The 25182-nt window shown below is 42.3% G+C and carries 15 protein-coding genes and 2 pseudogenes; 1 reads left to right on the top strand and 16 read right to left on the bottom strand.

Annotated features, from left to right (window positions below; genetic code table 11):
* Positions 1-39: 39 nt before the first annotated feature.
* The 9 genes and pseudogenes from BXY_RS14735 to BXY_RS14695 form a co-directional block, all read right to left on the bottom strand.
* A complete protein-coding gene (locus BXY_RS14735) occupies positions 40-3999 on the bottom strand; it encodes a helix-turn-helix domain-containing protein (RefSeq protein ID WP_015532321.1) in 3960 nt (1319 codons plus the stop codon).
* A gap of 815 nt (positions 4000-4814) precedes the next feature.
* A complete protein-coding gene (gene glmM / locus BXY_RS14730; RefSeq protein WP_004313060.1) occupies positions 4815-6203 on the bottom strand; it encodes a phosphoglucosamine mutase in 1389 nt (462 codons plus the stop codon).
* 37 nt (positions 6204-6240) lie between these two features.
* Positions 6241-6936, bottom strand: coding sequence for a DUF4827 domain-containing protein (locus BXY_RS14725; RefSeq protein ID WP_015532320.1), 696 nt, complete (start codon positions 6934-6936; stop codon positions 6241-6243).
* A 118-nt stretch (positions 6937-7054) separates the two neighbouring features.
* Positions 7055-8092: a DHH family phosphoesterase gene (locus tag BXY_RS14720; protein ID WP_004313064.1), complete on the bottom strand. Its 1038-nt coding sequence runs from the start codon at positions 8090-8092 to the stop codon at positions 7055-7057.
* Positions 8093-8138: 46 nt separating this feature from the next.
* Positions 8139-10234: pseudogene (locus BXY_RS14715) on the bottom strand (ComEC/Rec2 family competence protein).
* An 8-nt stretch (positions 10235-10242) separates the two neighbouring features.
* Positions 10243-10893: a ribulose-phosphate 3-epimerase gene (gene rpe, locus BXY_RS14710; protein ID WP_004313068.1), complete on the bottom strand. Its 651-nt coding sequence runs from the start codon at positions 10891-10893 to the stop codon at positions 10243-10245.
* A gap of 67 nt (positions 10894-10960) precedes the next feature.
* Positions 10961-11932 carry a methionyl-tRNA formyltransferase gene (gene fmt, locus BXY_RS14705; RefSeq protein ID WP_195436588.1) on the bottom strand — a complete coding sequence of 324 codons (972 nt, stop codon included), beginning with the start codon at positions 11930-11932 and terminating at the stop codon, positions 10961-10963.
* A 34-nt stretch (positions 11933-11966) separates the two neighbouring features.
* Positions 11967-13760: a chloride channel protein gene (locus BXY_RS14700; RefSeq protein WP_004313072.1), complete on the bottom strand. Its 1794-nt coding sequence runs from the start codon at positions 13758-13760 to the stop codon at positions 11967-11969.
* Positions 13761-14324 carry an L-threonylcarbamoyladenylate synthase gene (locus tag BXY_RS14695; protein ID WP_004313073.1) on the bottom strand — a complete coding sequence of 188 codons (564 nt, stop codon included), beginning with the start codon at positions 14322-14324 and terminating at the stop codon, positions 13761-13763.
* Between the two features lie 314 nt (positions 14325-14638).
* Between BXY_RS14695 and BXY_RS14690 the strand changes: the two genes are divergently transcribed.
* Entirely contained in the window at positions 14639-15070 is a 432-nt protein-coding gene (locus tag BXY_RS14690) for an acyl-CoA thioesterase (protein WP_004313074.1), read from the top strand.
* Between the two features lie 635 nt (positions 15071-15705).
* Here the strand turns inward: BXY_RS14690 and BXY_RS23615 are convergent.
* The 7 genes and pseudogenes from BXY_RS23615 to BXY_RS14660 form a co-directional block, all read right to left on the bottom strand.
* Positions 15706-16452, bottom strand: a complete 747-nt coding sequence (locus BXY_RS23615) for an alkaline phosphatase (RefSeq protein WP_243442520.1) — start codon at positions 16450-16452, stop codon at positions 15706-15708.
* Positions 16453-16722: 270 nt separating this feature from the next.
* A pseudogene (locus tag BXY_RS23610) lies at positions 16723-17027 on the bottom strand (alkaline phosphatase); the annotation flags it as partial.
* 165 nt (positions 17028-17192) lie between these two features.
* A complete protein-coding gene (locus tag BXY_RS14680; RefSeq protein ID WP_004314609.1) occupies positions 17193-18047 on the bottom strand; it encodes a phosphodiester glycosidase family protein in 855 nt (284 codons plus the stop codon).
* Between the two features lie 49 nt (positions 18048-18096).
* Positions 18097-19524, bottom strand: coding sequence for a BACON domain-containing protein (locus BXY_RS14675; protein WP_004314610.1), 1428 nt, complete (start codon positions 19522-19524; stop codon positions 18097-18099).
* A gap of 28 nt (positions 19525-19552) precedes the next feature.
* Positions 19553-20371, bottom strand: coding sequence for a phosphodiester glycosidase family protein (locus BXY_RS14670; protein ID WP_243442494.1), 819 nt, complete (start codon positions 20369-20371; stop codon positions 19553-19555).
* A gap of 152 nt (positions 20372-20523) precedes the next feature.
* On the bottom strand, positions 20524-21792 hold the full coding sequence (locus tag BXY_RS14665; protein WP_004314613.1) for a RagB/SusD family nutrient uptake outer membrane protein: 1269 nt from the start codon (positions 21790-21792) through the stop codon (positions 20524-20526).
* 15 nt (positions 21793-21807) lie between these two features.
* Positions 21808-25020, bottom strand: a complete 3213-nt coding sequence (locus BXY_RS14660) for a TonB-dependent receptor (RefSeq protein ID WP_004314614.1) — start codon at positions 25018-25020, stop codon at positions 21808-21810.
* Positions 25021-25182 lie beyond the last annotated feature (162 nt).

Raw genomic sequence — 25182 nt, 5'->3', positions numbered from 1 at the left:
CCCAACTAATCACCTATACGAAAGAATTTAACCTGACAATCAGCATACCTTTCGCTGTTCCCGATAATCTTTCGGTGTCATCCCGAACCGACGGGTAAACTCTTTATAAAAATAAGACCGGCTGGAAATACCGACCTCCATAATAACATCTTGAATAGAAAGTTCTTCATCAAGTAACAGGCGGGCTGCCTTTTCCATACGGTAACTCTTTATTAAATCACCGGGAGCAGTATTGGAAATTTCCTTGAATTTACGATAGAACTGACGGGAACTCATTGCCATACGATCAGCGATCAACGTTGAGCCCAGTTCTTCCTTGTCCAGGTTTTCTTCAATCACCTTTAACAATTTACGAATAAAATCAGCTTGTTCGGTAGTTGTACAGACAATCTGTCCCGCCAAATCTCCCAGTTCCTCCATATATATCTGCTTCGCTTCCCGCTTTCCATAAATAGCATTATGGACAACTTCCCGCAAGAATAATATATCATAAGGAAGTACAATATAAGAATCAGACCACAAGATCAGTTCCCGCTGAATGGCCGAACCAACTTTCCAGGTTAACAATGGAATAAAAGCTGTCTTTGAAAGCAGAGTACGATTCCGGCTAACATACTCCATAAAAGTACTTTCAGCATTGGCATACATTGTCATATCCACTAATAATAGAGCCGGAGCCGACCGACGAATTTCGTCAAAAGCAAGCTGCACACTCTTTACTTGATGAACCACGTATTCATCAGCCAGGAAATTACTAATCAACCAAGTCATTTCATCTCTGTCTTCCAACAAAAGCACAGTTTTTTTCCCTTGTTCACCTGCTACTGTCAAGACCGCCGGTTCAAAGATAATCGTCAACCGACTACCACTCTCATCATCATCATAACGAAGAACGGCATGAATACGTTCCAAAGCTGACCGTACAAAACCTAAAAGTAAATGCACAACAAACACATGATCGGAATCTTTCTCCGTCACTGAAGAAGCTTTATCTGAAAGATATTCATACAACGCTTTCGCAGTAGCATCTTTAGAAGAAAAATGTAGCTGCATCTTACCATCCTGTTCTGACATTTCTACTATTACGCCATGAGTACCCTTCATTTCAGTAATCCGGAGATAGCAGCAATAAAGAATACTGTATAACGCATTCTTGTAAACTGGAAATGTTAAGTGTTCCGGAATCATTGACGATATAGAAGAATGATCAATCCCTTGTTCTTCCAACGTACGCAACACCTCTTGAGAAACTCCCTGTATACTCATACGCGCAGAAACAATAAACCGATCCGGAAAGAATTGTTTAAGTTCTTCCAAAAACAGAGCGTCAGGATTAAGAAGTGCGCTCATCACAGTTTCGCGTATCAGTGACACTTTCTCAAGACATTGCTCATAAGAAAGATTCTCTGCACGCAATTGGTCACAATAATTATAAATAAGAGTAAAATCTTCAAGCATCCTACGGTTTGTATATACAGTCTCGGATTTCCGGCAACTTTCTGTCCCCATCAGTGTTTTCATCATCCGTTCCTGAAGGTAGTTTTTACGTAGCAAATATATCACGTACCCTAACAACAACAAAAAAATGATCAAATAAACAAAATAAGCCGCCACCGATCGATACCAGGGAGAAAGGATATATACCGGAATAGAAAAATGCCGATATTCTGTATCAAATACATCCCTCTTATAGCGTACCTTAAAGATATAATCACCTGCCGGCACTCCTGTATATGAGGCTTCATTAATACTACTAAAAGAGGTCCAATCCTTATCATATCCTTCCAACTGGTAAGAATATTCTATATCTTCTCCTGATAAAAAATCCGGAACAACAAAAGAAAGTGCAAATGAAACCTCCGTCCCCTTCAACTGTAATGCCTTACCATCGTCTGTATAGTAATCTCCATCCCCCTGAACCACTTGCGTATGTCCAACAGTCAACTTACGTAACAAAATATCCGGATAAAATTCCGGAGCAGCCTGCACCTCTTTATCCAAATAAAGCAACCCGTCAATCCCACCGAAAAAAAGCTCCTGTGTATATGGACACATGTAATAAGCATCATCACTAAACTCACCGATTTGAACACCTGCACTGTAAAAGTAGGCATGTGATGAGCCATTTATCGGATTATATTTAATCAGCCCCCGATTCGTACCAAGCCATAAGAGTCCGTTCTCATCTTCAAGTACACCATGAATCATATCATTGAGCAAACCTTGCTCCCGTCCGATATAGGTAGCTTTCATCTGTTTGCCATTAGAATTCAAACATACCAATCCTGATGTTGTCCCTACATATAACAACCCTTCTTTGGTCCGATACAGGCTGAGCACATCGTCTACCGACTTATGAAGCATTTCTTTCAAAGAAATCACTTTATATTCTTCAGTCCGCTTATCAAACCGTACGAGTCCTTTCTCCCGACTGCCAAGCCACAAAATAGAATCCCCTTCGGGCAACATTGGATAGAACATCGTAATTTCTCGCTGACCGTGAAAAAAATGATAACTTTTCTGCGACTTGAAACGAATGGTACCTGCCTGCTTCTCAAGTATTAATTTATGAAAACCGGAACCGGCTGTCACCACATAAAGTACACTATCATTTTCCTCATAAATGCCATGTATCTCGGTGGGTTGTGCCGGCAGATTCTCCACAGAATGCAAAGCTTTGTCTTCAAAAGAATAGTAAAATAGTCCCGGATCTCCAGATCCTATCCAAAAGCCATCCATATAACGGCTTTGAACCAATTTATAAACGGGAAATTCTTTATTCCATCGTATATAAGACACAACATTTTGCTTTCCTTCAGGAGAGTAAACTGTAACGGCAGAAACCTCCTCATTCTCACGATAATCCGGTATATGCAACAGTCCATCACCTTTCGTCCCGAACCATAGTCCACCACTATCGTCTGTCATAACAGAACGTACCTGCCTGCTTAAGTTAGATGACAGTTGATTGAGCATCAAATTGGTGGCAATAGAATATTTCTTAGCATACATAATCGTCCCTTGTCCGTCTGAAGCAACCCATAAGACATTCTGATGAGGATCTCGATAAATACTATATATACGTACATTCCGGTCGACCACTTCTTCTTTATATTTTTGTGAAGTACGGAGACGGACTAACCCATTCGTTCGAAAACCAATAATAATATCTTCATAGAAAAGGGCTATTCCTGCAATAGTTCCATTCTTCTGCACTAATGAAGAAAGGTTACGAATATAAATTTTAGATTGTCGGGAAATATCATAAACATAAAGATCATGCTCACTATCGATAAAACAAAGAACGCCATTCTGATAAAAGACATCTTCAATAGGTTTCGCATGAAAATTAGTAGATAAAACAGTTGAATGAATTGATAATGTGTCACAATCAAAAGCATCCTGCGAAACCTGTAACAGCTCCCCTGTTTGTTGAGTGAAAATCCACAAAACACCATCATCCGTGACGAACGCCCGTTTATCCATATCTTCTACGGGTACTTTCAGATTCTTAATCTGTACAAATCGTTTATAAGATGTATTATAGTAGAAAATTCCACCATGACTCACCACCCATGTGTTTCCTTTTGAATTGGAATGTAGATAATAATCATCTGTAAAGTCATAATATCCGACAACTTGCCGTGAATTCTGTGAAAGACGATTAATCCCCAAATGAGTAGAAATCCACAAACAATTATTATCCGCCTGCTGAATAGAATGGATTACGTTGTTACTCAAAGCCTTGGGAGCTGAAAAATCGGAACGGAAAACTTCCATGCTTCTGCCGTCATAACAATTGACTCCATCGTAAGTACCGAACCACATCAACCCTGTATTGTCTTGAAAAAGACAAAGCACAGCGCTATTAGATAATCCTTGCTGATAATCTACTTTCCGGAAGATATATGAATCTTTACCACCATCTGCCTGACAGATCAATGAATAAATCAATAGAACAAAAGGAAAAATCAAGCGCATTTTCATTGTGTTAATCATTAATATCATCTATTAAATATCAGGCAATCGCTTATATGTTTTGTTTCGCAGTGCGAAAGAAAATAGCCATTAATAATCGATGTCTTTGATTCTCTTTACACAAAGATACGTTTTTATACGGAAAATGCAACTCTATTTTATCAAGTACCTCTATTTTTCAACAATTACTTCACTACTAAGTTCACACAATCTAAGAGTCTGCCTCTTCCATTTTTCAATGATCTCATCATTATAAATAATGCAATCAGTTTTATTTTCATGCCGTACGTTTATCAATATGCATATTTAAGCCATGTGTTTATCATTGATATAAGACCTATAAAGTTGTATACCAATTGATATTCTTGTGGTGTATCTATGCTAACGACGCAGAGAAGTAAGCTTTGTTGATTACTTCTCTCTCAACACTGCTTACTTCTCATGTAATCTATTAATAGAAAAGTTGCTCTTGATTAAGTCCAAACTTTCTTTTTATTAACAGTAAAGTTGCCTTTCATCCCTTCCAATCTATAAATGCAAGCTTCATTTATAAAAACAAAGGTTCCGTTTTTAAAAACAAAGCTTGCATTTATAAAAATGAAGCTTTCATTTTAAGTTTGTAAATAACAAAAGAGAAGTTTACTATTAGACGAAAGGAAGTTTAGACTTAATCAAAAGAAACTTTATTGTTAATACTCAAGGAGAAGAGTAACTATTATCATTCAGTGGATATCATCCTAATAAAAAGTCTCGTATATCAATGAGACAACTTATTCAGTTATCTTTATGATATACGAGACTCAAATGTTATAAATAAAATCCTATTTTGCAGGATATTATTTTGCTAATTCATTAATCACATCCATTATCTTCTGACCGATTTCCTCGGCAGCTTCCATAGTAGAAGCTTCACTATACACACGGATGATCGGTTCTGTATTACTCTTGCGCAAATGCACCCATTTGTCGGCAAAGTCTATTTTCACACCGTCGATATCATTGATTTCTTCGTTCTTATAGATTTCCTTTACTTTGGCAAGGATAGCATCTACATCAATTTCCGGAGTCAGGTCTACACGGTTTTTAGCAATGAAGTAAGGAGGATAAGTAGCACGGAGCTCGCTAACCTTCTTTCCTTCGTGAGCCAGATGGCTAAGGAATAATGCGATACCTACCAATGCATCACGTCCGTAGTGACTGGCAGGATAAATTACTCCACCATTTCCCTCACCGCCGATAACGGCATTGGTTGCTTTCATCTTCGTTACAACATTTACTTCGCCTACGGCAGAAGCGCTGTATTCCATTCCATACTTGCGAGTTACATCACGCAAAGCACGGGTAGAGCTCAAATTAGAAACAGTGTTACCGGGGGTATGTTTCAGTACATAGTCGGCAACAGTAACCAGTGTATATTCTTCACCGTACATTACGCCATTCTCGCAGATCATTGCCAGACGGTCAACGTCGGGGTCTACAACGAAGGCTACATCAGCTTTTCCACCCTTCATTAAGTTCATGATGTCACCGAGGTTCTTTTCAAGCGGTTCGGGGTTGTGCTGGAAGTTTCCGGTAGGTTCACAGTAGAGTTTTTCTACATGTTTCACACCTAAACGTTCAAGAAGTTCGGGAAGAATGATACCGCCTACCGAGTTTACACAGTCAATGGCTACACGGAAATCTGCTTTTTTGATAGCTTCTACATCTACCAAGTCAAGAGCCAATACACTGTCGATATGTTTCTGGTTATAAGTCAGGTCTTTGCGGTAAGAACCCAAGTGATCTACGTCGGCATAGTCAAATTCTTCTGCTTCAGCAATACGAAGCACTTCGTTGCCTTCGGCTGCATTCAGAAATTCGCCATGTTCATTCAGTAACTTCAGTGCGTTCCACTGCTTAGGGTTATGAGAAGCTGTCAGGATGATACCGCCACAAGCGCCTTCCATTGTCACAGCAAGTTCTGTGGTCGGAGTAGAAGCAAGATCAATATCTACTACATCCCAGCCCATTCCCATTAATGTGCCGACTACTACGTTTTTTACCATTTCACCCGAGATGCGGGCATCGCGTCCCACAACAATCTTGTTGCTCTTCGCTTTGCAGGTCTTACGAATTAAAGTAGCATAAGCCGAGGTGAATTTTACAATGTCAAGCGGGTTCAGTCCTTCTCCCGCTCCTCCGCCGATGGTTCCGCGGATTCCAGAGATAGATTTGATTAGAGTCATAGGTTTTTAACTAAAAGATTTATCTAATGTTAGTGCTTTAGCTTTTTGCTTTCTCAAACTTCCAGATATCATAGAAATAAGGATTGACATATTGTTGTGCAGTTGTATGCCCCATCTTAGAAGGTACAATCAAGCGTACATGTGCATTATTACGCAAATAAGGTAAGGCAATCAACCAGCCGGATGGAATTGCAGTTCCATAACCTTGATTAACCCATAATAAATCATATTCCAAACTACCGGATAAAACGATTCCATAAACAGTAGACGCGTTTTGTACATAACGGAATGTTAATGGAAACTTATAATAATCAGGAGCATCCATCCATTCTTCTAATGGTACATTGAAACAAGTAACCTCTCCTGTCATCATATCCTTTTCTACATAACGAGTACAAATGACATTATTATTAGCAAAAGTGTCTACTTCATTAATAAACTCAACCCCATTCTCACCTTCCTCTTTCCCGCCACGATCTACGATCTGCATATATACGCCGTTGGAAAAAGCAACATATTCGTCATATCCATCCCCAGCTTCTTTTGAAGCCGTAACAGTGTCTCTTTCGAACTCTTCCAGTGAAATGACACGAATATCATTATCTTTGATGAACTTATTCACCGCATTTTTCTCGTCTTCCAGCATTTCTGCATAAGTCTTCGAATTGTCGCATGCCTGGAACAGACTTCCGGCGGTTAACAAAGAGAGAAATAAAAATACAAGTTTCTTCATTATCTGTTATTTAGCTATATTCCGCACAAATGTATCTCAAAATCATTAAAAGTTGAAAGGGGGAAGTTGAAAGTTCGTATCTTTTAACCTTTCCATATTCACTTTTAACCTTCCATCTTTAGCTTTTTGCTGTTAACAAAGGTTTATACTTCTCAAGCGCTTTCTCAAAGACCGCTTTTGCCTCTTCCATCGTTCCGAAAAACTCACCGCCCGAAGCGTTCAAATGTCCGCCACCGTTGAAAAATTCAGCGGCTAACTGATTACATGGAAAGGTTCCTACCGAACGAAGGGAGATTTTAATCATCGGCTTCTCTGTATCTTCCCGCAAGAAGCAGGAGAAACAAACATTCTTGATGGAAAGGGGGATGTTTACGAAGCCTTCGCTATCACCTTTTATATAGTTAAACTTACTTTGCTCGGCTTTTGTCAATGTGATTAATGCCGAATTACAATCCGGATAAACAGTCATGTTCGACAGTACATAGCCCATCAAACGCAAACGGCTCTCGGAATAGGTATTGTACACCTTACGGTAAATATCATCCTTATCGATTCCTTTGGAAAGTAGTTCGCTAATGATAAAATAAATTTCCCGGTTATTCGAATTATAAGTGAATCCTCCTGTATCTGTCATCATGCCTGTGTAGATACATTCTGCGCCTTCCTTCGTGATATCACTGAAATATCCCATACGACAAATCAGCCGGAATATCAATTCGGAAGTAGAAGAAATCTTAGGATAGGACATTACAATCTTACAGAAATCTTCGGGATACAGGTGATGATCGATCATGATTTTACGCGCAGGAGATGCAGCCACAGCATCTGCCATATCGTCAATACGCTTCAATGCATTGAAGTCGAGACAACAGATTACGTCAGCTTCGGCTATCAACTTATCGGCAAAATCTTTGTAACGGTCATACAAAAGAATATCCTTACTGCCCGGCATCCATCGCAAGAAATCGGGAAAGGCATTCGGCACAATTACGTTTACTGTTTTTTCCTGTGAATCCAGAAAATGATATAATCCCAATGATGAACCAATAGCGTCGCCGTCAGGAGAAACATGGGATACAATTACTATTTTGTCAGCTCGTTCAAACCATTTGGTAAAATGGTCTATTTTGGCTTGTTCAATTACTTTCGTCAACATACTCTTAAACTTTATCAAGGTGCAAATGTACGATAAATCTTTGTACTTAGAGCAAAAAGCGGACAGAACCTTCGTCAGACAAAGAGATAAATCGCAGACCGGATTTCTTGCATTCGCTTTCAAGTAGGTGTTTGCGGTATTCCGAGAGGGACGCGTCCAATATGACGTAAGAGAAAGAAAAGACCTGGGCGAGTTCTTCCAGATGACCGTCATATCCTTTGCATAAGTAAAGATACTGAATATATAACGGAGAAACGGTAGATTTGTTTCGCCAACGGTTATCGTTTATGACACATACACGACAACCATGATAGGATATAATCTGCTGTTGACGGTTAAGTTCAGCGTGCCGGCAATCAGCCGTTATTTCTTGGGGAGGAAGAAGGTGATGACGCTTCCAATAGTTAGCTGTCATGTATTTCAGACGTTTTTCATTGGAGAGAGTATCCATATAGTTTATCCAGGATTGCCCGTCACTTTTTATGCAATGTACTGCCGGACAACCACGCACATTGTAAAAGACTAAACTCGTTTGAGGACGATCCAACCAATACAGCGTTGCATGATAAGTCCCCATCAACAAGATAGAAAAAAGACAGATTTGCAGATTCCGGTATCGGCGATTCATGAAATAATAGGTTAGCAGAGCGATGACAATATAGATACCTAGCACTTCTGACTGATAAAGCCAAATTCCATCTATAGAAGCGCAAGGAAGCTGCTCTACCCATCGGACAAAGAAATTAAGTCCTTCCAACAGCTTCTTAACACCTCCGGCCACTCCTATCTGAAGCCAGGAGAAAGGAGTCAGAAGAAGCATTGCGACAGCAGCATATAAGATAATCGTAATCAAAGGAATAACAACTAAATTCGTCAATAGAAAATGCACGGAGAATCGAGAGAAATAAAACAGAACAAGCGGAGCTGTTCCTATTTGTGCGGCAATAGACACGCTCATGAGTCCCCAAACATACTTTCCTATTCTACTTTTCACGGTAATCAAATGGTAGATCGGCTTTTGGATAAGCAAGATAGAAGCAACAGCAAGGAAAGAGAGCTGAAAACCAACATCGAACAGCCATGCAGGATTACAGAATAACATCAACCACGCAGCTACCGCCAATGTATTTAAAGATAAAGGTTCACGACCAGTCATATCCGCCATAGCTAAAATCGAAAACATACTGACCGAACGTACTACCGACGGAGAAAGCCCTGTAAAAAAAAGCAAAGGTCCACAATAAGACAAGAAGAAAAACAGAACGCACACATCTACCTATATTTCCTCTTCGGGCAATAGGTTTCAGAATGAAAAAGATCATTGTATATAAAAGTCCGATATGCAAACCGGATAGAGCAAGAATATGGCTTGCACCGGCCACCGAATAACTTTCACGAACCGAATCACTTAATTCTGTCTTATCTCCTATTGTTAGTGCTGAAAGTACTGCCAGTTCATCCCCGTTGAATCCCAGTTCCTGATAAAGTGAAACCACGTTTCTTCTACAAGAGCTGGTTACACTTTTGAGGTCAAAGTTATTCATTCCGTCGCATTTTATCCATTTCCCGGATGCAACATATCCTGTTCCGCTAATGCCTTTCCGCATCAGAAAGCGGGCATAATCAAATTCATCAAAGTTTCGATTGTTGAGAGGAGGAGAAATGTGGGCAGAAATCAGCAGTTCATCTCCACTCTTCAAACGGGAGGCAGACGAATCTTGCTGTAGATAAAGAACCGCAGTATGTCCTATCGGATATATGCCCGCAGTATCACGACGTTCTTTTAATAATGCCTGACAGAGGTAAGTATGTTCTTTTGGTTGAGCTGCATCCGTTATCAAAACCCGGTACACAGTTTCTTCTTTCGGAAAAGAGCAGACAGCCTGTTGCAATTGTCCAGTCATCCCAAGCCATCCTCCCGTAAAACAAAGAGCGGAGATAGCTATCCCAAAACACCATCGCAGCGAATAGCGTTTCAGAAAATAAAGAGCAAAAGACAATACAGCAAAAAAGCCAAAGAAGAGAATACCACAAAGGGGATCCCATGAACGGTCAAAAAAAATGATCTCCACAAAAAATGCCTGCTATCCAAGGGATAAGCAGGCGTATAAATGGATATCGATGGATATAAAAGGAATTCAATAGATTAGTTACAGTTCGTGCAACTGACGAATCATTTCTACCGGATCCTGTGCACCAAAGACAGCATTTCCAGCCACCAGCGCATCGGCTCCCGCCTCAACCAGACGGGCTCCTGTTTCCAGGTTCACGCCACCGTCTACTTCAATCAGGGCTTTCGAACCTGTCCGTTCAATCAGGGCACGCAGTTCACGAACTTTTTCTACCGAATGTTCGATAAACTTCTGCCCGCCAAATCCTGGATTCACGCTCATGATAAGCACCATATACACGTCCCGGATAATATCTTGCAGAAGAGCTACAGGAGTAGCAGGATTGATCGTTACAGCAGGCTGCATCCCGGCTTCTCTGATTTGTTGAATCACCCGATGCAGATGTGGACAAGCTTCATAATGCACATTCATCGTATGAGCACCCAATGCTTTTACTTCCGGAATGAATTTCTCCGGATTCACAATCATCAAATGCACATCCAACGGCTTCTTACTTAACTTCGCTACATATTTCAGTACCGGAAAGCCAAATGAAATATTCGGAACAAATACTCCGTCCATAATATCAATATGTACCCACTCCGCTTCACTGCGGTTTACCATTTCAATATCCTTTGCCAAATATCCAAAATCGGCAGAAAGAATAGAAGGAGCGATAATCGGTTTCATAATTCTTTTATTTTAGGTTCTAATTGTCTCGTGTTCGGGACGGTTTTTATTCTATCTTATTGTCAGATCACTTCATCTTACACCCATCTTCCAGGTGATAACCACGAAGCAACTCATCTGTTTTCAGTCGTTTCTTACCGGGTAATTGTAAAGAAAGAATAGATACAAATCCATCCGGTACAGCTACTTTCATAAATTTCTTGCCATCAGTCACGATTGTTCCGGCAGCCAATTGATGTGATTCATAAACTTTCTCACTTTCAAATATTTTCACGACCACACTTTCTGCTTTTTCGGAAGCAATCAGTTCACTCCAGGCAGCGGGGTAAGGTGATAGTCCACGGATAAAATCGTAGATCTTCTTCACCGGCTGGTTCCAGTCAATCCGGCAAGTTTCTTTAAATATCTTCGGAGCAGGACGGAGTTCACCGACAACTGCCATTTCTTCTTGAGAAATTGGTTTGACCGTTCCATTCAGTATAGCATCTACTGTTTCAAGAACCAGCTTTCCTCCCAACATCATCAATTTATCATGTACCACTTCTACATTATCCGTATCTGCAATAGGCACACGTACCTGTTGAATGACCTCTCCGGTATCTATCTCATGCTTCAAAAAGAAAGTCGTAATCCCGGTTTCCGTATCACCGTTGATAACCGCCCAGTTGATAGGAGCAGCTCCACGATATTGAGGAAGTAAAGAAGCATGAAGATTAAATGTACCCAGTCGCGGCATATTCCATACCACTTCCGGCAACATACGGAAAGCAACTACAATCTGCAAATCCGCTTTCCATTCACGCAACGCTTCCACAAAAGCTTCATCTTTCAACTTTTCCGGTTGAAGCAACGGTAAATTCTGTTCGAGCGCATATTGTTTGACAGGAGAATATTGAATCTTATGTCCGCGTCCGGCAGGTTTATCGGGCATCGTAATCACACCCACTACATTATAACCGCCTTCTACCAATTGACGCAGGGCCTCTACTGCAAAATCGGGAGTCCCCATATATACTATTCTTAAGTCCTCTTTCTTCATCATTTTAAATATGTTATCATTACTTAGGCACGGATTAGTCTTCAGAAAAATGTACCAGCACTTGCCGATACGAATTAAATATCTTTGATTTAGAGACAAATCCCTGATAGCGGCCTTCCTCATCTACGACCGGAAGATTCCAGGCTTTCGTATCGTCAAATGTTTGCATAACCTGCTCCATTCCATCCGTATCGAAGATTTTGGCAGGAGCAGATATCATCAATTTATTAACAGTGAAACGATGATAAAGTTCTTGTCGGAACATGATGTTGCGAATATCGTCGAGCAATACAATTCCCAACAATTCACCCGTTTTCTTATCTGTCACCGGAAAGACATTTCTATGGGAAGCTGCAATTGCTTTCACCAGTTCGCCCAAGTCCATTTCCGGGTGTACGACAACGAAATCTTTCTCCACCACGTTTTCCATTTTCATCAGCGTCAACACAGCTTTATCCTTGTGATGTGTCAGCAATTGGCCCTTCTTAGCCAAACGCATCGAATAGATACTATGAGGTTCGAAAGCAATAATTGTCAGATATGAACTTACAGATACAATCATCAACGGAAGAAATAAATCATATCCACCTGTCAGCTCGGCTATCAGGAACACCCCTGTCAATGGAGCATGCATGACACCACTCATTACTCCCGCCATTCCCATCAATGCGAAATTCTTCTCCGGCAAATAAGCGGAGAAAGCAAAGTCATTGCTAAAATGAGAGAAAACAAAACCGGCAATACATCCCAGATAAAGCGAAGGAGCAAAGATACCACCACAACCACCTCCACCGTTTGTTGCACTGGAAGCAAATACTTTCAATAAGATAATCAGCATCAGATAAACCAGCAACAAATTACCATAGCCATAAAACATAGAGTTGTTCATGACCGTATCCCACTCTTCGGCAGACGTTCCATTCAACAAAAGATTAATCGTATCATATCCTTCACCATAAAGAGGTGGGAAAAGGAAAATCAATACACTCAACATCACACCACCAAAAGCCAGTTTCTTGTAAGGGTTATTGAGTTTGCCAAATACACCTTCTACCGAATTCATGGCACGTGTGAAGTACAACGAAATCAGCCCACAAAAAATTCCCAGCAAGATAACGAAAGGAATACGTTCCAGTTCAAATGCCTGATCGAGGTGGAACTTAAACATAGCCTCCGTACCAGTGACTATGTACGAAACAGTTGCTGCTGTCACGGCAGAAATCAGCAGGGGAAGCAAAGAAGACATGGTTAAGTCAATCATCAGCACTTCCAAGGTAAATACCAGTCCCGCAATCGGAGCTTTAAAAATACCGGCAATGGCACCTGCCGCACCACAACCTACGAGCAGCATCAACGTGCGATGCTCCATCTTAAACACGCTCCCGAGATTGGAACCGATTGCCGAACCTGTCAGTACAATTGGTGCCTCTGCTCCGACTGATCCACCAAATCCGATGGTTATGGCACTGGCGATAGTAGACGACCAGATATTGTGTCGCTTGATACGTCCCTGCCTACGGGAGATGGCATATAGAATTTTGGTGACCCCATGACTGATATCATCCTTTACAATATTACGCACAAACCAACCTGCAAGGAAAATACCGACTACCGGATATACCAAATACAAATAGTTAGCTTCTGTTGCATTGAAATTATTAGTCAGGAAATTCTGTATCTGATGGATAAAAAATTTCAATATTAACGCAGCAAACGCAGTGAAGATTCCGACCAGAAAACTTAATATCAGGATAAATTGCTTCTCCTTTATGTTCGCTTCCCGCCATTTGATACAACGCTGCAATAAACTAAGTTTTTCTCCTTTCATTTATTCGCGAATTATCTTTATCACTCCACCTTTTTCCAACTTAATAATACTTGAGGGTTTCGGCTTATTCATATCATCCTGACGAAAGCCAACGATATAATCTACCGCCGATTTGATTTCATCACTAATTTCACTAAAATTAGCAGCACCCGGCTGCCCGCTGACATTAGCCGAAGTAGAAACAATTGCTTTACGGAACTGCTGACAGAGTCTTCTGGAAAAATCTTCATTCGTCACACGAATCCCTACACTGCCATCTTCGGCCAGCAGATTAGGTGCTAAATTTCGTGCTCCGGAATAAATAATCGTCAACGGCTTGTCGGCAACTTCAATCAAATCCCATGCTACATCAGGTACATCCTGTACATAAAAATCCACTTTAACCGGAGAATCCACCAACACCAACATAGCTTTGCTATCAGCACGTTTCTTAATCTCATACACCCGGCGTACAGCCTCCTCATTAGTCGCGTCACAGCCTATACCCCATACGGTATCAGTGGGATAAAGGATCACTCCTCCTTCATTCATCACCTGACAGGCTTTTTTAATATCTTCTATCATTTCTTGATTAATTTCCGTTAAGAACAAGACGCAAAAATAACACATTTATTCCATTTAGTGAAATCTATCCTGACGTTTTTAAATCACCCTTTAAAATCAACTATTGGCAGACAACAATTTAACTATTACATTATTACAAGCGTGTTTCCCTAACAGAACAAACATCCCAAAACTTCGTTTTAAACGATTATTAACGAAAATCTTCCTTATCTCCGAAAGCAGAATCATTAGAAATCTCTATCTTTGCCTCAATTTCAAGCAAGAAAGCAAAAGTGCCATTTTTGTGTCGAATTTAAAACGTTTAAGAGAAAACAATGGAAGAAATCGTATTTCATCACACATTACCTATCCAATTGCGATTCAATGATGTAGACAAATTTGGTCACGTCAACAACACAGTTTACTTCTCCTTTTACGACTTAGGAAAGACTGAATACTTCGCTTCAGTATGCCCCGGAGTAGATTGGGAAAAGATCGGGATTGTCGTTGTCCACATCGAAGCGGATTTCGTCAAACAGATATTCGCATCCGATCATATCGCCGTACAGACTGCTGTTTCTAAGATAGGCACCAAAAGCTTTCACCTGATCCAGCGGGTTATCGACACAGAAACGAATGAAGTAAAATGTATCTGCAAGTCTGTTATGGTTACTTTCGATCTTGAAAGACATGAATCCATGCCACTGACAGAAGAATGGATAGAGGCGATCTGCAAATATGAAGAACGGGACTTGCAAAAAGCATAGATAGTTTTTTTTTGAAAAAGCCCCCTCACGAATGAGAAACAAAACAAGCAAAACCAATTCTCCGGAAAAAGTTTTATTCTGATTCATGTCCGCTATATAACAGAAATTGCCTATTTTTGTACCTTAATTAATAAGGCATAAAATATCTAGTACAGAAAATGATAGCTGACAAAAGTATAAATTTAGATACCCTTTATAATAAAAGTTCATCTTTTATCTTTCACGCTTTTCACAGTCTCATAAACTGTAGAATAACAGATGTTTGCTGTGATTTCACAACCCCATTTTAAACTCCTCACATCCTTCACACTGTTCACACTTTTAAGAAAAGAAGCTCTAGTTCAAACAAAAACTCAGGTGTTTTCTTATGTGGAAGAACGTAAGAAGAATATGACCGGATACCGGATTGAAACAGCCGACATCGTATCAGTCGACTAAAGTCGGCTATATAGCCGACTCCAGTTGACTAAGCAGCCGACTTCAGTCAGCTAAGTGGCCGACTCCAGTTGTCGATTAATAAATCAACGTCAAAATCGCCATATAGAGCCGACATTATGTAGTATCCAGCCATATATTTATGTTCAGTATTGGCTTAGTTCATTTTCATACGGGATTCCTCTAACTCAAATACTGACTCACATTCTTGATTGATAAACCTCTCCATATTTGATAAGGAATAATTTCCGCAAAACATTAGCCATATCCGTATTGTCTCTCCTGCCCGAATAAAGAACAGCCTGCTTGCCTATCGCATACAATGGCACGGGTGCTCCCGTATGCGTTTTAGTTGTCCATCCCAATGACGCCTTCTTATCCAACAAGGCAATAGCAGCCACCGCTAAAGGTTCATCTTTCGCGTAAAGGCTGACCACATCTTTCGACTTCTTCTTCAAGAAAGACTCTTCGTAGCAAACCAATAATTCAAGTTCTTCACGCGGAGTAATCTTAATTTGTTCCCAAAAGCCCAGGTTCTTTTTCAGAAACGCTTTCATGTCTTTCCACGAAGGAATCATCTTTCCGCTTTTCATTTCACGCATAGCAGCAGTCAAGGCTTCTTGTGAACACTTCTGATATTGAAGCAAGTCGATATTCAGGTTCATATCGGAGTTGCCCAGTCCAAGACCGCCCGTTTCGTGGTCGGCAGTCACTAATATCAATGTCTCGTTCGGATGCTTTTTGTAGAAATCATAAGCCAAGCGGATACATTGGTCGAAGTCAATGGTTTCTTTCACAACAGCGCCACCGTCGTGGGCATGGGCCGCCCAATCTATTTTTCCGCCTTCTACCATCATAAAGAAACCCTTCTTCGCGGTTTCCTGAAAATTAGCAAGGCAGGCTTTTGTCAAGTCAGGCAAACTCAAGTCTTTGGCGGAACGGTCCATCGCATATTTCAGGCTTTTGCTCACTGTATCGGTTGGGAAGAGGAGAATTTTATCCTTTGCAGCAGCACGGTTATAAGCGTCCATTCCACGAAACATCGTATAGCCTTTCTGATTGAACAGGTCATAAAGGCAAGGCGCCGAAAGGTTACGCTTGCTGCGAGGTTCGAGCAATCCCGCCCCACCGAAGAAATCGAAACCGGAATTGGCGGCATCCACTCCTATTTCGTAATACATAGAACGGTCGGGTTGTGAAGCATAAAATCCACCGGGGGTAGCGTGGTCGATAGAAGCAGAAGTGATTATTCCTATTTTATAACCTTTATCTTTCAGTTGGCGTGCCAGGGATTTTAACCCGTGATTCTTTTCCGCATCCATTCCGATTACATAGTTCGCGTTTTTTCTCCGGTAGCCAAAGCGGTAGCTGCGGCGGATGAACACGTAATCAAGTGAGAAGCCGAGCGCGTGCATACTTGAGTCATCACAGGGAAAGTGGGGAATAACAGTGAACATTCGCCCGTATCTGTTCCTACTTTCTCCGCATAAATTTGGGTTGCTTCCACATGGTTGAATCCCATGCCGTCACCGATAAACAAGAAGATATATTTGGGGACTTGCGCTCCGTTTACAACGACACTGCACAATAATAATAGCCCCAACAGGAAGCATCTTAAAAGTTTCTTCATTTCATTTTCCATTTTATTCGCAACTTCAAGTCGTGCGATAGCTGATAAACAATAAGGTTATTCATAAACATAAATGATGTTGGGCACTCCGCGTTCTCCGGCATGGTCGAAACGTTTATTATCACAAGGATAATTGACGACACCATTCTCCGGTGCCCCCGACAGCCATAATGTTGTGGAACCGCCACCGTCCAGGTTCAACGCATCCTTACCGCCTAATATCCGAAGCAAGTGTGCCAGTTCGGGGATATTCACCCCTTCGGCACGCCCCGGAAAACGTCCGTTCACCGTGACAAGCAGTATTTTTCCATCCTTCGTCATGCAAACAGCACTACGGGGATGCTTATTCTGGACAAAGTCCTTTCCACACAAGCTCCAGTCGCATACCCGACCGTCTTTTAATAATAACGGTCCGGATGCCAATATTGTACCCACCTTTCGCTTATATTTTTTTTCTATCTGTCTGTTCCAGGGAATCAGCTTCATCTTTCCTTTCCGTTCGTAAACGGCTCCCGTGACACGTAGTTTAAACTCGTTTATCGTTGTCGTATCAATCACTTGCCTGTCTGTTTTCAGGAAACAGACAGAATTCCCATGCTTCATATCAAAATAAGAACCATTGATTGCCGCAAGCGCATGATGTTCGGAAGCTATCCGGCTTGTCTTTTTCATACCGTCCGATATGGCAATACCCGCTTTCATCCCTTTGCCGGGGTCAATCTCTATCAGGTTGATAACTTGGGGGCACTGATAAAGCTGAGGTATAGACGCACTCTTGTGGATAATTCCCTTTTGAGCATGTATTATCTCCCATTGTGCAGAAACGATTGCCAAAGAATCTGATGCGGTCTGCCCTTTCAATGTTCCGACGGAACAGAGAGCTAAGACAAGGATAACGAAGTATTTTCTCATTGTAAACAGACAGATAAATGTGTTAAGTTAATAAATTAATTAAGTTATCTTATTCAGTAAGACTATTCCCTTGCAATATCCACGCAGCTTTCCGGGTTGCATATTGCGACCATGCCTTGATATCCGCAGGTATCTGTCCACTCAACTGATTATCATTCACTCTGAATATACCACTCGAACCACTCTTCTCGATTACCGTTCCATATCCGTAAGGGATACTTCCACTGAATCCGTTGGTATAAATCATAAACTCTTTCAGGCTCTTCCAAGTGGTCGGTTTATTGTTTCCGTCTAACGGAATAACCGGAAGCGGCCCGCTCAAATTATTACAATATGCCTTTATTGTCACCATACCGGGGATATTTATCAACATATCCAGATTACCAGTAAACGTGTTGTTAAATCCGGCCGGAGTGGAAGTTGGATGATTTGAGATGTTAAAGCTAGTCAATAATTCACATTCTCCCAAAGATTCCGGCAAGTTTCCGCTTGCAGCAGATTCTATTATCCATAAAGTGGTCAATTGGGACAGTTGTCCTATTTCCTCGGGAATACCTGCTAACTTCTGATGTTTGAACTTTATGCTTCTCAGTTCCGACAAGTTGCATAAGGGGATAATATCTCCTTCGATATTATTCGGGGACTGAATATCAATCTCAACCACCCTCTTATTCTCAAACTTCAATCCGAACCAGTTTGTCGGGTTAGTTTCCAGTGGAGCGTCAAAGTTCCATTTCTTCGTCCAGTTATCTCCGTTCGCACTTTCGTAGAACATTCTCAGGTAATCGATGTCTCCCAAAGGTTTCTTATCCTGCGTTATTGTCAGTACGTCGGTAATCCCATTCGAACCTTTCAGGTACAATGAGGCGGTACGTCCCTCGTCTATATCCGTATAAGGGTCAATCGCCAATTTCAGTTCCGATTCATTGATGACGCCCGGAGTAATTGCCGCCCCGTCGGTAACGTGTATCCAGTCGCATCCTTCGGATAGTTCGTATGTGTAAGTAACCATTGTCGAAAAAGGTATCACCTCTTCCGCACTGCCTTCCGCACCTACTTTCACCGCACGTTTTTTTAAAGCGATGCCCACTCCTTCCTGTACCACTTTCAGCTTTGTTTCGGCACCTTCGATAATCCAGCCTGCAATTTCCGCTTCGCGGGGAGCTACATTCGCATTCTTGGATACCGATATTCTGAAACTTCCCGTACCCATCCCGTTCGATGAAAGCAAGTCAATCCAAGTGGCGGAAGTCTTCACACGCCAAGGCAGATTGGATTCGATATCCACCGTATATTCCTTTTCTTCCAACGGAAGATTCAGCGTTCCGTCCGCAAACTTCAAATCCGGTTCGGGCATTGTGCGTCCCGTATCATCCGTAAAGTCCTGACAGCTTGCCATACCCAGCAGCAAGGACAGACAACAGATGATTCCCCATAGACCTTGCCAGCAACTATACATTCTATTATTTCGTATCATAATGATTCAACTATTAAGATTCAAACTATTAATTATCGGTCACCACCAACAGTCCGTTGGCAACTGCTCTTTCGACACCGCCATTATCATAAGGCCAATTGCGGATAGCAAAACGGTTCTCTTCAAATCCCGCCTTCGAGCGGATAATGAACGTAGACGAACCACCGCCATCCAGATTGATAGCATCCTTCGCTCCCAACGCTTTCATGACAGCTCCCATTTCAGCATACCTCATGCCATTGGAGTACCAAAAGTTACGTCCGTCGGCAACCAAAATATAAACGACATTATTGTCCGTCACGCCGATAGCCGTCCGGGGTTCCAGTGCTGTCGATGTCTGAGGAAGCACATTCCCGTTCGTCATCAAACGCACGCGACCGCCCACCGCTTCCTGAATCTCATCCTTATAAGTATCATATTCGTCATACGAGCCAATCACCGCCTTCTTACCCTTCGTGACGGCAAAGAAAGTACATACATTATCGGTCATCGTATTCTTCAAGCATACCCCGTTCCGGTAGTAAATGCCTTGCGGTGTTCCGTCCGTAGCAAAGAAATCACCATTCACGGCAGCCAGAACACGGCTGCCCTGTTTGTCGTGTGCCAATGCCTGCAACGTCATTTGTTGTTTCGTCTTGAGCTTGCCTTCGTCTTTGGGAGACGAAGCCTTCATCGTCAGATGCGTGTCTTTCAAATCGACTTCCAGGACAAACATCTTTACCGCCATACCTGTGGCAGAAAGGATTTCCATCTCCAAAGCCTTTACACCCGGAGCCAACGTGTAAGTAGTGTCCGAGAAATATTGTCCGACGTATCCGTCACTTCCGACAATTATCTTCTGTCCCAACTCCGTTTTCGCGCCCTCGGTGGAATAGACGGTCAGGTCTTCATCATTATTGCATCCCGTCCATAGCAGACACCCTAAAAGAAGAAGAGCGGAATCATATATCTAGTTTTTTCATCATTTTGTCTCTTTAATAAGTATAAATACAATCATTATCAATATCCGGGATTCGGCTCCAGGTTCGGATTCGAAATCATTTCCTTGCCCGGTATAGGCAATACCAACTGGTAATCTTTCAGTCCAAGCATTGTCTTTGCCTTATTCGTACGTATGAGGTCATAATATCTGAAACCTTCGGCGAGCAGTTCCTTCCGGCGTTCGTCCAGGATATATTCTATAAATTCGTCTTCATCCTTCGGATTTACGGCATCCAGCCCGCGTTCTTTCCGCAAGTCGTTCAGCCGTCCCAGACCTTTGGAGAGTCCTTGCGCTTCCGCACTTATCAGGTACATTTCAGCCAGACGGCTCATCACTACCGGGTCGGTACCGGTTTGTCCGCTCGGATATTTATTGATACAAGGTTCGGCACCTACATTGATAATGGAAACTTCTTTCCGTTTATCCTTGTCGTCATACATATTCATCACGTCGTTCGTGGGACGATACACATAGCTGCCGTGATTGGGATGAGCATATGTATAGAATAAGGTGGAAATGGTGATATTCGATTCTTCCGCCAGACATTGGAAGGAAAAGATAACTTCCGTGTTGGTCTTTCCACGGAATATCTTGTCGAAGCTATCCAGTTTGTATTTTCCATCCTTTATCAGACCTTCCGCCAGTGCAGCCGCTTCCGTCTTTTTGCCACGTTCGAGCATCACACGGGCTTTCAGTGCAAGGGCGGCATCGCGGGATACATAGTAACAACTGGAAGAAGTCCCCAAGAAAGCAAGGGCTGTTTCGAGTTCTTCCTCAATAAATGCCCACACTGCTTCTTCCGAATCACGGAAAGGCTTGTCCATCGTATTCACTCTTTGGATAGGCACACCACCCCAGCGTGTCACCAGTGAATGATAGATATATGCCCTGAAATAATGCGCTTCTCCGATAATCAGATTCCGCAGGTCGGATTCGGGAAGGTCTTCTACAATGGAGATAACATTATTTACTTGATATAAAGCATTGTAATAGCCGTTCCAACTGTTGGCTACGATCGAATTCAGTGAGGAAAGTACAGAGTTTATCAAGTCCCTTGCATTCCCTGTACTTTGAGTCAAGTCTCCGCCCAATATATCGAATGTAATATATGACTCACGCGCCGGAGAGTTCTGTACCTTATTGTACATTCCCATGCGTAAAGCCGATAAGTCTTTGGGCGTCACACTTCCCGGCGATACGGCGGAGTGGGATTCGATATCAAGCATGCCACTGCATGAAGCCAGCAACAGGCATCCCAGAAATATAGTAATAATCTTTTTCATCATTGTGAGCGTTTATGATTAGAAACTAAGGTTTATTCCGAAATTGACCGAACGGGAAGGCGGCACTCCATACAAATCGACGCCAAAGTACTGCGGGTCCATGTTCTTACTCACTTCAGGGTCCCAGCCGGAGTATTTGGAGAACAGCAACAGGTTGTCCCCTTGCACATAGAGACGCAGACCTTTCAAACAAATCTTTTGTAACATTACTTGCGGGAATGTATAACTGAATGTAAGAGAACGCAAGCGAATGAAAGAGCCGTCTTCAAGGAAACGGGTGGAGTTCTTGCTGTTATGCCCACACAGCGTATTGACCGCACGCGGATATTTATCAGAACTTCCCGGAGCCGTCCAACGATTCTTGGCGACATCTTCCGTAATGGCCATGCGGTATCCGGGACGGGTAGCGGTCACCGCCCATTCGGCATACACATCATTTCCGTACATATACGTAAAGAACACATCCAGTTGGAAACCTTTGTATTTGAAAGTATTGTTCCATCCACCGAAGAAATCGGGATTGGAAGAACCGGTCAGTACACGGTCGTTATCATTGATAATGCCATTATTATCCGCGTCATGATATTTCACGTCACCGGCACGTACACCCAGGTCGTACAATGGTTGCGGCACTTCACCGTCATATTGGTAGAGCCCGTCCATCTGGAACAGGTAGAAAGCTCCCAGTTCCTCACCTACTTTCAAGGCGCGGTTAGAACCTATCGGAAGCAAGTCGTCTCCCAGCAGTTTAGTCAATTTGTTTTTGTTGTGGGAGATGTTGAAAGAGGAAGTCCAGTTGACTTTCCCTATATTCAAATGGCCGTTGATGGAGAATTCCACACCGTAGTTCCGCATGGAACCGATGTTGCTGGTGATACTGGTGAAACCACTTGTTCCATGCAAGGGCATTGAATAAAGCAGGTTGTTCGTATTCTTCAGATAAATATCGGCTATCATATTCAGTTTGCCGTTCCAAAAGCCCAGGTCGAAGCCGAAGTCATACTGGTCGGCAGTTTCCCATGTCAGTTTGTTGTTTCCCATGCTGGTGACAGCCATACCGCTATTATTGCCGTAGTTAATGCCGCCGGACATTAACGGTTGCCAGGCATAATTGCCGATTCCATCCTGATTTCCGGTCTTACCATAACTCAGGCGGAACTTCAAGTCTGTCTGAGGGAATTTCCAGAAAGATTCTTTCGAAACATTCCAACCTAAAGAGACAGAGGGGAAATATCCGTAGCGGTCGGAAGGGGCAAAACGGGATGAACCGTCCGAACGCATAGTCACATTCAGAATGTAACGGTCTAAATAAGACAGGTTGATACGTCCGAAGTAGGACTCCATGGCAAACTCGGAGATGCCGCCCGAAGCATTATAAATTTCGGAAGCCGTGCCGACCGTATCGAATACCGGAGACGGAAAACCGCGTCCGTCGATAGAAGATGTACGGGTGGACATCTTCTGGAAAGAATGTCCTAGCATCAAACCCGCTTCAAAATCACCGAACTTATCATTATAGTTGAATACATTCTCTATCAATAAGTTCTTCACCAGGCGGTTGTACTCCACAATACGTCCGCCGCCTGCTCCATAAGGATGATTCTCATTGTAGTACACATAGTCATACGTATATCCGATGTCGGTGCTGACAGAGTTTTTCAGACTGAACTTCTTGTATTTTAAGTCTGCATTGAACGTTCCTAAATAACGGTAGGTATCAATATAGGATACTTCTTCATTCAGAATCTGAAGTGGATTATGACGTGCCAACTCGTCGGTTCCACCTAAATAATAGTCACCGTTCGGTTTGTACGGACGGTCGAAAGGACGTTGTTCAACGGCACGGGCTACGATGGTAGAACCGATATTGGCTCCCGGAACACGGTTGTTTTTCAGATAATTACCGCTGACATTGGCGCCGACTTCCAACCAGGAAGTCATTTCGTGGCTAATCTTGGCTTTCAGATTGATTTTGGTTATGTCATTGGTCTTGATTATACCTTCCTGATAATTGTAGTTGGCTCCCACATAGAATTTTGTTTTCTTGCTTCCGCCGGAGAAGGAGAGGTCTACATTGTAAGAATGTCCCACTTGAGTAATCAAATCCAGCCAATCCGTATCGGGTAATCCCTGGAATGGGTTGGAGATAGGCACTACATACCCTGCAGAACCTACGGTATAGCCATTCTGACGGTTATAACGTTCGACCCCGTCGTTATAAGTTTCCACATACAAGTCAGAATCCGCATATTTAATGCGTCCTTTATTGGCGAATTTGGAGATTCCCGTACTGACATTCAAACGAATATCCGAACGGCCTTCCTTACCGGATTTGGTTGTAATCACCACCACGCCATTCGTTGCCCGCGAACCGTAGATAGCTGCCGAAGCGGCATCTTTCAATACTTCAATAGATTCGATGTCCGTCAGATTCAATACTGCCATCGAGCTCAAATCTTCCCCCATATTGAATAAGGAAGCGTTACTGTTAAGGATGGGAATTCCGTCCACCACGTACAGAGGTTCGTTACTGGCACTCAAAGAAGCCGCACCGCGGATACTCATTCGTTCGGAACTTCCCAAATTGCCGGAGCCGGTCGATACCGTAACACCCGCCACTCGTCCTTGTAGTAATTCGCTCGGAGTCAACACCGGACGCATATTCGATTCGCTGGGCTTAAAAGAACTGATTGCATTAGTCACCAACGCCTTACGTTGTGTGCCGTATCCTACAACCACCACTTCATTAAGTGCTTTTGAATCTTCGCCCAAGGTCACATTGATAGTCTGCTGTGCTTTCACCGGATATTCCATACTCTTATATCCGAGGAATGAAAAGACCAAGGTTGCATTATCGGGAACTTCAAGGCTATACTTGCCATTTATATCAGTGATTGTACCGATGGTAGTGCCCTTAACCGACACATTGCATCCTACGATGGCTTCGCCCGAATATTCCTTCACCAGACCGGTTATTCTTTTCTTGTGTTGCACAGGACTTAGCGCTTCAGCTTGTTTTTTCGTAAGGATGATGTGTTTCCCTTCCATTGTATAGGAGAACTCCGTACCCTTCAGTGCATCCAGCAGCAGACTTGCCACTGTCCCATTCTGAGTGAAAATAGATACTTTCCGTTTCAGACTAACCTCACGTTCATTGTAAATAAACAAATAGTCTGTTTGCTTTTCAATCTGCCTGATGATTTCAGCCAATGTTGCGGTTCCTTTATTCATCGAAACTTTCTGATTTTGCGAATAGCCGTTCAGGGCATATGTCTCAAGAATAATGAATAACAGGAAAAAGACAGTTAACCTCATAATTCTTAAAATTTGAGTACAGTGTGTTTTTCTATGGACAATACGCCCACACCAAAGATTATTTTTCATATCTTTGCC

Source organism: Bacteroides xylanisolvens XB1A, assembly GCF_000210075.1.
In the GTDB taxonomy this organism is placed as follows: Bacteria; Bacteroidota; Bacteroidia; order Bacteroidales; family Bacteroidaceae; genus Bacteroides; species Bacteroides xylanisolvens.
The sequence above is the reverse complement of the archived record's forward strand: the minus strand, read 5'-3'. Positions and strand labels throughout refer to the sequence as shown.